The sequence below is a fragment of the Gilliamella sp. B2772 genome, from assembly GCF_026536985.1.
Lineage (GTDB): Bacteria > Pseudomonadota > Gammaproteobacteria > Enterobacterales > Orbaceae > Gilliamella > Gilliamella apicola_E.
On sequence record NZ_JAFNNB010000003.1, the window covers coordinates 185,473 to 200,785 of the forward strand.

10 protein-coding genes are annotated in these 15,313 nt (G+C 34.2%); all 10 read left to right on the plus strand.

Annotated features, from left to right (window positions below; genetic code table 11):
- Nucleotides 1-69 precede the first annotated feature (69 nt).
- The 10 genes from J3T98_RS08700 (at nt 70) to J3T98_RS08745 (ending at nt 15,270) form a co-directional block, all read left to right on the plus strand.
- Nucleotides 70-1,710: an SrfA family protein gene (locus J3T98_RS08700; protein ID WP_267362640.1), complete on the plus strand. Its 1,641-nt coding sequence runs from the start codon at nt 70-72 to the stop codon at nt 1,708-1,710.
- Between the two features lie 8 nt (nt 1,711-1,718).
- A complete protein-coding gene (locus J3T98_RS08705) occupies nt 1,719-4,745 on the plus strand; it encodes a virulence factor SrfB (RefSeq protein WP_065562899.1) in 3,027 nt (1,008 codons plus the stop codon).
- Complete coding sequence (locus J3T98_RS08710) at nt 4,742-7,414, plus strand: putative virulence factor (protein ID WP_267362641.1); 2,673 nt, start codon at nt 4,742-4,744, stop codon at nt 7,412-7,414. The genes J3T98_RS08705 and J3T98_RS08710 overlap by 4 nt, the downstream gene beginning before the upstream one ends.
- A 126-nt stretch (nt 7,415-7,540) precedes the next feature.
- Nucleotides 7,541-8,602, plus strand: a complete 1,062-nt coding sequence (locus J3T98_RS08715; RefSeq protein ID WP_267362643.1) for a hypothetical protein — start codon at nt 7,541-7,543, stop codon at nt 8,600-8,602.
- 12 nt (nt 8,603-8,614) lie between these two features.
- Entirely contained in the window at nt 8,615-10,579 is a 1,965-nt protein-coding gene (locus tag J3T98_RS08720) for a vWA domain-containing protein (protein ID WP_267362644.1), read from the plus strand.
- A gap of 3 nt (nt 10,580-10,582) precedes the next feature.
- Entirely contained in the window at nt 10,583-11,296 is a 714-nt protein-coding gene (locus J3T98_RS08725) for an ABC transporter ATP-binding protein (protein ID WP_267362645.1), read from the plus strand.
- A gap of 10 nt (nt 11,297-11,306) precedes the next feature.
- Nucleotides 11,307-12,530: an ABC transporter permease gene (locus J3T98_RS08730; RefSeq protein WP_065562894.1), complete on the plus strand. Its 1,224-nt coding sequence runs from the start codon at nt 11,307-11,309 to the stop codon at nt 12,528-12,530.
- Complete coding sequence (locus tag J3T98_RS08735; protein ID WP_267362647.1) at nt 12,487-14,094, plus strand: SUMF1/EgtB/PvdO family nonheme iron enzyme; 1,608 nt, start codon at nt 12,487-12,489, stop codon at nt 14,092-14,094. The genes J3T98_RS08730 and J3T98_RS08735 overlap by 44 nt, the downstream gene beginning before the upstream one ends.
- Nucleotides 14,094-14,783 (plus strand): hypothetical protein, encoded by a 690-nt coding sequence (locus tag J3T98_RS08740; RefSeq protein ID WP_065562892.1) that lies wholly within the window; start codon nt 14,094-14,096, stop codon nt 14,781-14,783. The genes J3T98_RS08735 and J3T98_RS08740 overlap by 1 nt, the downstream gene beginning before the upstream one ends.
- Nucleotide 14,784: 1 nt before the next feature.
- Entirely contained in the window at nt 14,785-15,270 is a 486-nt protein-coding gene (locus J3T98_RS08745) for a hypothetical protein (RefSeq protein ID WP_065562891.1), read from the plus strand.
- Nucleotides 15,271-15,313: the final 43 nt, after the last annotated feature.

The following is a 15,313-nucleotide window of genomic DNA, read 5'->3' on the forward strand; positions in this document are numbered from 1 at the left end:
GATAGAATTGATTTAATTAAATAATAATTACAAAAAATATAAGTAATTTAAAGGAATATCAGGAAATATATGGCAAACACATTACTCCGAAGTGGTGATATAAAAGATTTTAAAATGCTCGGGCATGATGGTAAAGCAGCTTATCTTGTTGCTTCTCAAATTCGAGAAATGTTTCGAGTCAAATTAGGGCGTCAATACTCAGATTGTTTAGCTATCCCACAACGTAATGATCAGGGTAATATTGTTGATTGGTATATCCCTTTCGATTCAGACTCACCTAATGGGGAATATGATATTGTTCCTTGGACATCGGCTAGTGAATCAGAAAAAGAATCTGCCTTAGTTTTGCTTAAAGATTTTGAAAACAAAGTTATCGAATTAGGTCAAAAATTATCTAGAAACCCCAATTTAGAAGGTGACCAACTACTTTTTAGTCGGCTTATCTATGATCCTAAACAAAGCGCAGATAGCCTTGAACCTAATTTGATGGCGATACGCTTTCCTAGCAATCAGTTTGTTTATATTGTTAATGGCAAACCTGTTATTACTTTTTGGGGCTTTGTTAATCCGCAAACACCACAAGCGACTTCGCCATTTTATTGTTTAGAGGCCTTTAGAAGTACAGCACCCGCACCTTCTCAAAAAATACCTGTTGTTGTTAAAAAGCCTTGGTGGAAGCGTTGGTGGGTTTGGTTATTGGGATTATTACTCCTTTTATTACTATTGTTAGCGTTGCTGTGGTTAAAAGGTTATTGGTTAAAACCAAGTATAACTTTAGATCCAAATATCTCAATAGATAATAAAGTTAATCCTTCTGTTGTTAACAATGAAAAGAAAGAAGAAAAACCAGAAGAACTCAAAAAAACAGAGGATGATAAACAGGATCCTGAGCAAAAACCTAAAGAAGTTATCATAGATCACAGACCTGTTGGTGTGGTTAATGGTGTCGTATCAAATCGGACTGTTGCTGTAGATCCTAATGCAGTGAATGTTGTTTCTACCGATTCTGCTGCTGTTGATAATTCAGCCGTACCACCTGCTGCTCCAAATGAAACAGTAGAAAATACTGCAAATGGTGTTACAGATCCACTTCAACCTACGCCTCCTGATGCAAATAATCCTAATGATAAAGGAAATAACGGTGATCAAGGAAATAAAGGGAGTGAAGATAATAATACCCCGAATAATCCTAATTCGCCTGATGATAAAAACGTTGATCAAAATGGTCAGAATAATGACGATAAAAATGCTCAAACGACACCACCAGATGTAGTTAATAATCCTGAAGCTAACACTTCTAATCAAGGTAATTCACCTGATACCAATGCTAATCAATCCCAAAATTTAGCTTTACCTACTGATGCATTAAAGCAAGGGTCAACGAACTTTTTAAATGGCCAATGGTCAGTTGGAGCCGGTATTCAAGATAAAGCAACCGGTAAACCATTACAATTAAGTTATAATTTTAATCAAGGCAATGGTGAAGTGACGCTTACTCGTAGCGATGGCGTCAAATGTGTTGGTAAGGTCGGTAGTGGGATTCAAAACGCGAATTTAAATATTGTGGGTAATACCGAAGCTACTTGTAGTGATAATACTAAATATAAATTACCAAATATTCAGTGTAAACCTGGCAAAAATAATCAAGCTGATTGTCAGGGAGTTTATGATAACGGGACTTCATTCCCAATTACGATGAAAAAACAATAGGTTTGTATATGCTTCCAGAAATACGCAATTATGGTCAAGAAGTCACACTTATCATGAATAGTGGAATTCAGTTTCTTGATTTTGCATTAAAAATAGATTGGAAAGATAATAAATGGCGAAGTAAAGTTAATGGCTGTTTTATTGATCCATCAGAAAGCGGAGCACTAGTTAGATTAATTGAAGATATCGATAGTGGTAAATTTTTTGCGCCGGATAATCTCTCTTTTGCTGTTACGCCAACTCAAGAGATAAGTGTTGACCAATCATTAAAACTGTTTGATGGCATTTGGTTGCCTGTGCCAGTTTTAAGATCAATGCCACCAGAGCGTTTTGATAAAGGCCCGCATAACTGGAGTCGAGTTCGAATTGTTAGTATTCCAGAAGGTGAAGATGCTGATGGCAATACACACCGCATTACATTCGCCTTCGATACAAAAATTTTCAGCAATATGCAGGACGTTGCTTATTTAGCGCCGACTGAAAATGATGTCAAAACAGGAGCTGTTTTTAGTTTAGCTCATCGTTCAGATCAAGTTGCTTGGTACTTAGAGCAAAAGTGGATCACCAGTTGGTTAATTGATCTATTTCAAGAGTTAGCGCCCCAACCAGAGCGACTAAAAATTCATAAAGATGATATTGAGTTAGAAATAAATAATAAAGCTTACTATGGTCATTATTTAAATATTCTTAATTTGCTTGCTGATTCATTACAGTTACCAAAAATCAAAATTGTCTCAAATAATCGAGATGATGTGGTCAAATCAATTCCTGTTGATATGATTTTAGATGTTGGTAATTCTAGAACATGTGGAATACTAATTGAAGATCACGTTCAAGATAAAGATAGCTTAAATCGTCGCTATGAGCTTGAAATTCGGGATTTAACTCAACCTGAACATATCTATAATGAACCGTTTGAGAGCCGAGTAGAATTTGCACAAACCTTTTTTGGTAAAGAGCACTTTTCTTTACAAAGTGGACGACGTGATACTTTCCGCTGGCCTAGTATTGTACGAGTTGGAAAAGAAGCCAGTCGTTTAGCTAGTCGTCGTGAAGGGAACGAAGGTGCAACTGGGCTTTCAAGTCCAAAACGTTATTTGTGGGATCAGGAGAAGTATGAGCAAGGTTGGCGATTCAATTCTCATTATGTGAAGAGCGATCATGAACCCTTTGCAACGGCAGAGCCGTTCTCTAGCTTAATTAATGAATATGGTGAAGCACTGCATGTCCTCAGTAATGAAATTGAGGAAGAATTTGATCGTAAAATGCCAGTGTTTCATCCAAAATATTCACGTAGTTCACTGATGACATTTATGCTATGTGAAGTATTAATGCATGCTTTAATGCAAATAAATAGTGTTGCTCAGCGTAATAAGCTTGAACACGCTAGAACGCCTCGTAATTTACGTTCAATTATTCTTACTATTCCCCCTGCGATGCCAAAACCAGAACAAGCTATCTTTAAAAGCTGTGTTTATCAAGCTATCGGTTTGGTATGGAAAAGTTTAGGTTGGGATAGTTCTGACGATGATATAGATTTTAGTGATCCTGAACAATTAAAAAGTATATGGCCAAACATCCCTGAAATTTACATTCAGTGGGATGAAGCGACCTGTGGCCAAGTGGTCTATCTCTTTAATGAAACTCAAAACAATTATAATGGTCGATCAGAAGAGTTTATAGCTTCAATGGTCAGACCAGATAAAACCAATAAACAAAAATTAACGATTGCGACCGTTGATATTGGTGGTGGCACAACTGATTTAGTTATAAATGATTATGAACTTGATTATGGTGCTAATAAACAGCTTAGTGGCAGTAATGCTTACATTGTTCCGACACAACGTTTTCGTGATGGATTTAAAGTCGCTGGTGATGATATTTTACTTGATATTATTCAAGATACTGTTTTATCTTCGCTAAACAATGGCCTAAAACAAGCTGGGCTTGCAGATCCTAATCCGATTTTATCTACTATTATTGGTTCTCAGCAGGTATCAATACAAGATGCAGTACTGCGCCAACAATTAACTTTACAACTGTTTACGCCAGTAGGCTTGCATGTATTAAAGCTTTATGAGCTTTATGATCCATTACATGCTGAGCAGCATGTTTATAACATGACATTTAGTGAATTACTGCAAAATAATGCGATGACCGATCATGTTCTGAATTTTATTAATGAACCGATTAGTCGAGCATTAAATAATCCTGAATTTTCTGTGCTTGATCTAAATGTGGAAATTGACCTTAAACGTATTCATCACTTATTTATTCGTGGTGATTATTACAATATTTGTAAAACGTTTGATGCGTTATCTGAGATTATTAGTTGTTATCAATGTGATGTATTGTTATTAACTGGCCGTCCTTCGCGGCTGCCTGGTGTTCAAAGTTATTTCCGTTCACGATTATCAATGCCAGTAGGACGTATATTACCATTACATGGTTATTATACAGGTGGATGGTATCCATTCCATAAACAAGAACGTATTGATGATCCAAAAACAACGGCTGCTGTTGGCGCTATGTTATGTTTTCTAAGTAAAAACTTAAGATTACCGAATTTCTATTTTAGATCATCGAATATGGATTTATATTCAACAGTCAAATACATTGGTTTGTTAGATAATCTAAACATGATAAAGAAAGAAAATATTTATTATCAAGATATTGATTTAGATGATCCTGATTATGATTTTCCTGACCATTCTTTCGAAATTAGAGGCACAACAAGGCTTGGTTTTAAACAGCTTGAAATCGATCGTTGGCCTGCATCACCAATTTATATTTTGACTATTGAAAATAGTGATGTTGCTAAACGGTTGAGTGCTGAGGGTGTGGTTTTAGAGGTAACTTTAGGCATTAAAAATCGACAAAAGACTGTTGAGAATTTTTATATTAAAGATGTCAAAGCTTCAGATGGACGTGCTTGTAACAAAACCAAGGATATCAAACTTAATTTAAACACAATGGTAAATTCAGGTTTAATTAGCACACAATATTGGCTTGATAGTGGAATGATAAAACGATGAAAAATTTAAATGAACAACTCCCTAAATCCTGGGAACAGGTTTATCAAGCATCAGAACAAGCAATAGAGTGGGTGAGTCAAACCCGAGATTCATCAAAGCGTTTGAACAATGAGGCTGATAATTTAATTCTAGATCTACGTCGTTTGCGTAATAGCGCAAAACGATTAGGTGATGTGTCAACTAAATCTGTTGCGGTGGGCTTTTTCGGATTGTCGCAAGCAGGTAAATCTTATCTCATTTCAGCGTTAGCTGCGGGTGAGAATGGTAAGCTTGAAACCGTTGTCGATAATGAAATATTAGATTTTATTGATCATGTCAATCCTGTTGGCGGTGGTAAAGAGGCAACGGGACTTGTTACACGATTTAGTCGTACCGCTAAAGGTGGCATTGCCAACTATCCGCTAGAGCTTAAACTTTTTCAAGAAATCGAAATTGTTAAAATTTTAATTAATGCATATTTTAAAGATTTTGATCAACAGAAAGTTGTGAATAAGATTGAATTTTCAGAGTTAAATCAACTTATTCAACAATCTGAAAATAAAAAACAATCTGATTATACGGGTGGTATAACTGAAGATGATATTGTTGATCTCTATGATTATTTATCTGAAAACTTTGGTAATTCACTTGAAGGTTTAAAAGGAGGGTATTGGGAGAAAGCTGTGTCTTTACTACCTTATCTTTCGACTGTAGACCGAGGTGCTTTATTCTCTGTGTTGTGGGGAGGCATAAGTGAACTCACTGCAATTTATGTGCAGTTAGCTACGACCTTGTCAAGTTTAAACCATGCTAATACTATTTATGCACCTCTTTCAGTATTGGTGAAGGAGCATGATGGTAAAAAGTCACAGATTGATAGCATAATGAATGTTGATATGCTTGAAAGGTTAAATACGGAGAAAGATTCATCTGTATCCGTTACACCACTTAATGGAATACCAACTTCGATATCATTAGCTCAATTAGCTTTTTTAACCGCAGAATTAATCTTCCCTTTAGTAAATCAAACTCGAGTACCAACTTTTGAGAAGGTCGATTTACTTGATTTTCCTGGATATCGAGGTCGATTAAATTTAATTTCTATCTCTGATGTTAAAGAAGGTAATCCAATTGCTCAACTTTTATTGCGTGGTAAAGTTGCTTATCTATTTGAGAAATATACTGATAGCCAAGAAATGAATGTTTTGGTTGTTTGTACTCCATCAGATAAACAGTCAGATGTTAATGATGTTGGTCCAGTATTAGAACGTTGGATTGATAAAACGCAAGGTGAAACTGCTGAGAAAAGAGCCACTAAAAAAGCTGGCTTACTATGGGCTATTACCATGTTTGATAAAAGAATTGGAGCATCATTACATCAATCAGAAGATAATCTAAGTAATACTTGGGGTAAAGGTGGCTTATTACAACAAACTATTTTAGAACGTTTTGGTAGCTATGATTGGTTATCCAATTGGTCAAATAATGGTAAATTTAATAATGTATTTTTGGTTCGTAAACCTGGATTTGATGTACCGTTTTTAAATGTCGACGCCAAGGCAAATCTTGAATTATCTTATAATGATAATTATCAACAAGAAATGTCAGTTTTGAAAAAGACATTTGTTGAAAATCCAGATATTAAAGAGTATGTAAGCGATCCAGACCAAGCTTGGGATGCGATGTTGAAACTAAATGATGGTGGAATTGGTCGAATTAGTCAATATTTAGAACAAGTCGCGATTACTGAAGTTAAACAACAACGAATTGTTGAGCAACTCAATGAGAAAATAGATTATATCATCAATATGCGTTTTGATACTTGGTATCAAGCTGGCAGTGATGAAGAACTTGGTAAGAAAAAACAAATCATTAGTGGTGTAGTAAAAGAACTACAAGGTAAAGCGTTATTATTAGGCGAACTACTTAAAGTTTTAGAATTGCCAGATCAAACTATTCGAGCCCTTTATCATTCAAGCCATATAAATAATGAAGTTAGCACTACAGGTAGTGATGATATATTAGATAATTCTTCAAACGATTTTGGTTTAAATACTGAATTTGAGCTGTTCCCCGATTCTAGCTCTCCTCTAAAACCTAAAGCTGTTGCTAGTTTACCTACTGAATCAAAATTTGCGAAAAACGTATTTACTGCATGGTTGGAGCATTTAAGAAATATTGTATTAGATAAACATATATTACAATTTTTTGGACTTGAGCAAAAATCACTCTCTTTTATTGTTGAAGAATTAATAACTGCCGCTAACCGTTTAAAACTTGAAGCAAGTTTAACGCAGAAAATTTTAGATATCGAAAATATGGGAAGTAAACGTGATGATCTTGAGTCTCGACAAATTAGCTCTATTCATCTCTTTTTGACCGACTTTATTGCTTGGCTTGGGTTTATTCAAGGGCAAGTAAATGAAATACCGACAAGCCGTGTTAATGAAGGTAAACCTATATTTTCTTCACCATTGAGCCAATTTTCAAGTCAATTATCTCATCCACTTCCAGTGCTTGATGATAAGACTAAAAATTATTCTCAGTTTGCTATATTTGATTGGTTTATTGCATTTGCGGTGCTGGCACAAGAAAATGTCGGGCATCACGCTGGGCGTGAAATTAGTCAAGAACAAAATTCTCAACTTGGTGAGGTTTTAACTATCTTTAAACAATCGCAAATAAAATAATATGTTGTGATTATATTAGATGGTTATCATTTAATAATTATAAAAAAGGTAGCTTAAACTACCTTCTATTATGAAAGATTTATCAATCCATATTGATAAAATTATAATTGTGAAATAGAGGATATCATGGCATTAAAAATTGAATTAGAAGGCTACAAGCCAGGTATTGCTAAATTTTTGGCACAAAAATGGAATGGTAATGCCGATATTGATATGCTTATTCAACGTAACCAGGATGGTTATTATTTATCAGGTCTTAATCAGTGGGGACCAGAAAAAAATTGGCATACATTAACTAATATGTCGGTAGATAATGAGCAATTAACTGGCCAAGTTGATGAGTGGTTAGTTGACTCATTATTGTCTCAAGAAAACCGTGTTAGATTTCTTATTCAGATCCGTGATAAGCAAAATGAAAGCTATACCGATAGTGGTGTTGTTAATATTGGTGAAACAGTATTTCCGTCATCTGCTCTAAATACTCAACAATCTGATGCTATAGAAGAAGATAAAATTGAACCTGATGAGATTGTTTCGAATTTTACTGAATCAGATTCGAAAGCACCTTCAGAATCTGCTGTTCCTCAAACTGAATTGCCTGTTGCTGAAGACGAAAATCAGGTAATTGCCGAGCCTGAAGTTGAAATAGAAGCAGCTCCTGAGCTTGAGCCTGAACCTGAACCTGCGATTGCACCAGAAGAAGTTTCTACTCCACAACCAGTTAAATCAAAAAGTAAAAAGGGATTAATTATCCTAATTTTTATCACATTATTAGTTTTAGCTGGTCTAAGTGTAGCGGCATGGTATTTCTTCTTTTCAAAAGATAAGAGTCCTTTGACTGCGACAATGAATAGTCAGTGTGACGTTACAAATGCAAACAGTAATGATTTATCTTTTATTCAACAGTGTTTACAGTCAAAACCTGATACGGACACAATAATTGAGATAATAAATCAAGCAAAACAAGCAAATAAATGTAATATCGCTCAGCGTTTATATGCTAATCAGTCTTTGCTGAATGCTAAAATTGCTTTACTTTATGCTAAAGAATATGATGAAAAATTTTATCAAGATAATCAGTGCTTTAAAATTGATAAAGGTACCGCAATTTATTGGTATGAAACATCATTGAATAATGATCCTAATAACGTTTTAGCTAAAGAACGCCTAGCTGAATTGCAAAAATAATAAGGTGCAGGTATGAAAAAAACATTAATTTCAATATTGATTATCGGATTTAGTCTTACTTGCTTACCTTTAGTTACGTCAGCTTTAGAACCATTAAAGCAAGCAGGTAAAACAACACTTTATCAGCGAGTTCTTAGTACTCCGACGTGTGAATTGAAGAAGAATATTAATGATGCTAAAGGCCAATCAGTACCTGCGTTTTCTCGTTATTATGTCTATGAACGTAAAAATGAGAATAATCAAGAATGGTTGAATGTTGGTCCAGATTCTTACGGTAATACAGTTGGTTGGGTTAATAATTCATGTGCGGTTGAGTGGAATATGCAATTGACGTTAGTGTTCACAAATCCAGTTGATCGTGACCCTCTGTTATTTTTTAAAGATAAAGCCTCATTATCCTCAATTGTTGATGCGGATAATCCTGAAACGTTATTAAAACCTATTCGAGATGCACTAAAAGATAATAAAGCCGTACCACAGATTCTGGCTCAAGAACCCAAGGAGTTTGTTGATTTCAAGAATAATTTTTATTTATTACCGATTTTACAAGGTGAGGAGGTAATGAATGGGCAAGGTTTTTACGAACGAATTTTAGAGGTGGCTTCAGTTAGTAAACAACAAGCGGTGGTTAAAAGTAATAATAAACCATCTACCTCATCTTCGGATGATAATACTAATCAAGTTGCTCCATTTAAAGCTGCAATTGTGTTTGTTATTGATTCAACGATTTCGATGGATCCTTATATATCGAGAACAAAAGAGGCTGTTGAACGAGTTTATCAGCGTATTGAAAAAGAGCAGTTACAAGATCAGGTTAAATTTGGATTGGTATCCTTCCGTTCAAGCTTAAAAGCTTCGGATAAATTGGAGTTTGTCAGTAAGATATTTGTAGATCCAAATCAAGTAAAAAATAAGGAAGAATTCAAAAAACTTAGTGCTTCTCTTAAACAAGCCACGGTCTCAACAACTTATTTTGCTGAGGACTCTTACGCGGGTGTTGCACAAGCGTTAAATGATATTAATTGGAATAATTTTGGCGCTCGATATATGATTCTAATTACTGATGCAAGCGCTATTCCTGGCGATGATAAGCTTTCAAGTACAGGTATGGATGCGGCTCAATTACGACTTGAAGCACAGCATAAAGGTGTTGCAATTTATGCTCTACATTTAAAAACGCCAAGTGGTGAAAAAGATCACCAAGTGGCCGAAAAGCAATATTCTGATTTGACCTATAACGATTTTATTCATAAGTCACTTTATTATCCTGTTAATGCTGGTGATGTAAATGAGTTTGGTAAAAAAGTAGATTCATTGGCTCAAGCATTATCAGAGCAAGTTAAATTAGCCTATAAAGGTGAGTCTTCAGTTGGTAATGCCCTTAATGCCAAAGATGATAATGACTCTAATATGTTAAAAGATGCTTTACTATTAGGTAAAGCAATGCAGCTTGCTTATTTAGGTGATACTAACGGAACTAAGGCTCCGTCAGTTTTTAAAGCCTGGATAGCTGATAAAGACTTTGTTAAACCGACAATCCCAACAGCAGAACCTAGAATTTTACTAACTAAATCACAATTAAGTGATTTAAGCGATATTGTAACTAAAATCGCTAATGCTGCTAATGATGGGTTAATTTCTGCCGATGATATGTTCTCACAATTACGTTCTGTTGCTGCTGCGATGGGGCAAGATCCAAGTAAATTAAAATCAGATTCAGTCACAAAAATTGCTGATTTAGGACTATTAGGTGAATATTTAGATAATATTCCGTATAAAAGTGATGTAACTAGTCTTGATCAAGAGACATGGAAAAGTATGAGTGGGATTGAACAAGAAAAATTCATACGTAATCTAAATAGTAAAGTACGTTATTACCAAAAATGTAATGCTGATGTTGATCGTTGGATATCACTATCTGAAGGTAGTGACCCTAGAGAAAACGTTTACCCGATTCCATTAGAAATGTTGCCATAAAATATGTTAACTATAAATAATTTGGTGATTTCTAGACCGATCGGTAAATCTTTTTTTAAGGTTTGTTTACCTGAGCTTTCGGTGAAAGCAGGGCAAGTGGTTGTCATTAAAGGTGATAGTGGTTGCGGTAAAAGTACTTTACTTGAGATGATAGGCTTGATTCTTAAGCCAGATGAAGTCGATTGTTATAATCTTATGGTTGATAATGAAACTTATGACATTGCTAATGTGATTCATCAGAATAATATTAATCAATTAGCCAATATTCGAGCGCAATATTTGGGTTTTATGTTACAAACAGGTGGATTATTACCATTTTTAAATATTAAAAATAATATTTTGTTATCAGCTAAAGTATTGCGAAAACCTGTTGATTCTAATCGATTTGACTATTTGGTTAATAAACTCAATATTGCTCATTTATTGAATAAATATCCAAAACAACTATCTATAGGTGAAAGGCAACGGGCATCTTTTATTCGATCTATTATTCATAAACCAGCGTTATTATTAGCTGATGAGCCAACCTCTGCTCTTGATCCTTATAATGCTAATTTGTTATTTGATTTAATAATAGAACAAGCTCAACAAGATAATATTACTGCAATGATTGTTACACATGATTGGCAACGAATTGAAAATAAAGGGTTGTTCACTTTATCGGCAAAATTAACATCTATGCAATCGTCAGAATTTTTACCGTCCGTTATAAAGTAAGGTGTAAAATATGGATAAAGTAACATCAAAGTGGCGGTTTATTTCTCGATTATCATTGGCCGATTTATGGTATGACAAGAAAGTATCATTTTGTATTATTGCTTCAATAATATCAGTTATTACACCCTTGTTACTTTTGTTTAGTTTAAAATATGGTGTTGTTGCACAGCTACGCCATCAATTACTTAATGATCCACAAAATTTAGAAGTAAAAATTGTTGGTAATTTACAATTTGATCAGTCAATGTTTGATTGGATTAAAAACCAACCTGAAACTGCATTTGTTATTCCTCTTACACGTTCATTGAATACCCAAGCAGATATGTTTAAAGATTCTGGACATTTTGTTAATAATGTTGAAGTTCTTCCAACAGCAAAAGGTGATCCGATAACCCAAAATATGCCATTGATTAGTCAAGAAAATCAAGTTTTATTGAGCGCTCTAGCTGCTGAAAAAATGCAAGCAAAAATAGGAAGCCGAGTAAAAATGGTAATCACAAGGCAACTGGATGGCAAAATTGAAAAAGGTATGACGGAATTGGATGTTATTGGCATTGTGCCTGAAACTTATTATGGACGTGCAGCCGGCTTTGTAAGTTTAGACCTTTTAATTGAAATGGAACATTTTTACGACGGTTTTCAAAGTGAAATTTTTTCAACCGGAACCGGTTTGGCTAATTCTACTTATCCTGATTCATTTGCCAGAGCGCGAATTTATGCCAATTCTCTTGATAATGTTGCGCCTTTATCATTGAAATTACGTGAAAAAAATATAGAAACTCGAACACAAGCAAATGCAATTGAAAATATGCAAGCAATTGATAAGGTACTTAGTTTTATTTTCAGCGTGATTGCTATTACCGCAATTTTTGGTTGTATATTATCCTTTAGTGGTTCATTTTTATCTAATATTGAGCGAAAGCGTAAAGATATTGCTTTTATGAGACTTATCGGATTTAAGTCTAAGGAAGTGATGTTTTATTTGCTTACTCAAGCGATGGCATTAAGTTGCTTAGCATTTATTGTTTCATGTGTACTTTTTTTATTAGGGAATTGTACATTTAATCTGGTCTTAGGTAAAAATTTAGTTTCACAACCAATTGTAAGTCAATTACAATTTTATCATTTTATTATCGCATTTGTATTAACGTTATTTATATCATTTGTTGTTGTTGCGATAGGAGGACGAGGTGCTATTAGTATTCAACCAGCAGAAAGCCTACGCGAAGCGTAATTTTAGACCAGTTTTCTTGTCAATTGGATTAGGTTTAATTTCGAGTGTAAGTTATGCTGAGCCATGGGACAGTAAATTTTATAATCCCAAACCTTCAAATGATGACGTTATTCTACCTATGCCATGTGAAGGCAGTTTGGTGATGAAAAAAGTTTTTACACCAACACGTAAACTACTAGATGATGTCAAAATTGTTTTAGGTAGTAATAATAAAGAATTAGGTTTTGCTGAGTATGCGACTCCTAATTATATATCTGGTAGTTTTTCCGATGCTGGTAAGGAAAGGTATTTTCTTATTGGTAAATATGAAATTACTGCACTTCAATATCAAGCTGTTATGAATGATACTTGTCCAACCGCTAAACCTAATCTTATTTTCCCAATTACTGAAGTTAGTTGGTTTGATGCCGTTGCTTTTACTGATAAATATAATCAATGGTTACTTAATCAATCTACAGTTAAATCAATTGATGTACCTAAAGGTTATGTTCGATTACCGAGTAATACTGAATGGGAATATGCAGCACGAGGTGGATCTAAAGTTACGGAATCGGAATTTAGAGAATCAAGATTTCCTATGACTAATAACTTAGAAAATTATGCTTGGTTCTCAGGTGCTAAATCAGCAAATGGTAAATTGCAGCTTATTGGCCGATTAGAACCTAACCCTCTTGATATCTATGATATTTTGGGTAATGCAAGTGAAATGATGTTTGATTCATTTCGTATGAATAAGCTTGATCGTTACCATGGACAACAAGGCGGTATGATTGTTCGAGGAGGTAGCTATTTGACACCTGAATCCTCAATGACAACAGCTATTAGAACGGAAAAACCTTATTATGATGCTCAAAGTGCATATAAAAGCAAAGATGTTGGTTTTCGTTTAGTTTATACAAGTGAAGTTATTCAGTCGAATGATCTGGTAAAACAGCTCGATCAAGAATGGAATGAATTAGGTAATGGTGCTGGCATTTCGAAGAATGAGAATGTTGTCAATGAACTTGAAAAAATCACTAAACAAGTTGATGATGAAAAAACTAAAAAGGAATTGAATCAACTAAATACCCTATTACGCAGCGCTAATCAAGCGCGAGATGAACAAAGAGATCGCTCGATTCAATCAGCACTACAATTAGGTGCTTTCCTCTGTGCTAATGTATCAGATTTGAATGATAAATTTGAATATAATAATAATCTGTATGAAACAATGACTGAAGAAATCTGTGATCCAAACGAAATAGATTCTTTAGATGATGAAAATATGTGCTCGAAAGTGAAATTAAATAATTTAAAAAATGTCTTAGATGAATCTAAAAAGGCGCGTGATTTTATACTAAAATATTATTCTGATACGATTGTAAATACTGCTACAAATTATGAAATAGACACGATTAATAATCAATCTAAACCCACACAATTTATTTTAGAAAATAGTGGTAAGGCTAATATGAGTGATTATTTAAAACTCTATTTCAAACATATTAATCAATATATTGAATCAGGGAAGATCGAGCGTTCCACTTGGCTTCAAACATGTAATGAAATAAAAGGGAAAAAATAATGAATAAACTAATAGTAACGATAACCTTATGTATCTCAATGGTTTTAACTGGTTGTCAGAATTCGGGTGGGGCAAGAACTAAAGGTGTAGATCCTACCTTAACTAAAAGTAATAGTGCTAAGTTCTTTAGTAAATCAGCATGGCAGTCTTGTGCTGTAGGTGCAGGTGTAGCTGGTGTTGGATGTTTTTTATTAGGTGGTAAAGCAGGTACTTGTATTGCGTCAGCTGCAGTGGGTTGTGGTGTAATGATGGGTGCAAATTACTATCTTGATACTAAACGTGCAGAATACGCTGATGCCGAAATGCGACTTGATGTTTATATTCAAGATGTTCAGCAAAATACTTATGAAGTTCAAGCTGTAACAGAAACAGCTAAAACTGTATTAGATAAAAATTTAGCAACACTTAAAACATTAAATAATCAAATTAAGTCACAAACAGTGAATAAAACCGAAGCTAAACGTGATTTAACTCAAATTGATGCTAACATTGCTTATTTAACAGATAAATTATCTCGTATGAAAAAAGTTGAAAGAGATTGGATATCAATTTCTGCTCAAGAACGACGATCAGGCGTAAACGTTTCAAAACTTGATAAACAAATTAACCAATTACATAAACAAATTGCTGTGCTTGAAAAGCAAGTCAACCTTGTTACTCAGCAACGCTCAGCAGTGAAGGTAAGCTAATATGAAAAAGATTTCACTTATTTTATTACTAAGCTCGCTCGTTTTTTTGAGTGGTTGTTCAACAACGCCAGAACAGTGCGATCCAACCAATACAAACATTGGTATTCTGGACAAAATTAGCTGTAATTATTCTGGTAATTATCAAGCTCGTATTGATAAGAAAGAACAAATATTAGAAAACGAGAAAAGAGCTAATGCGCAGTTTAGAGAAATTTACGCAACTATTGAGAGACAGAAAAACTCTACATCACTGAGTGTTAAACAAAAACAAGCTCAATTACAAAAATTAAAAACTGAGTTAACTCAGTTAACCAATGAGGTCAAAGCAAAAGCTAAAAATCGTAATGATCTTCAAGCTCAAGTTAAAGACATTGAACAGCAGATGAATAAAGTTAATAATTCAAATGCATCTGACATTGAAAAACAAGTTGAGTTAGATAAGTTAAATAAAAAGCTTCAACGATTACAAAAAGCGTTAAATATTTAACAATGATTTGATATTGATTAACTAAAAAATTTGTTGAACATAG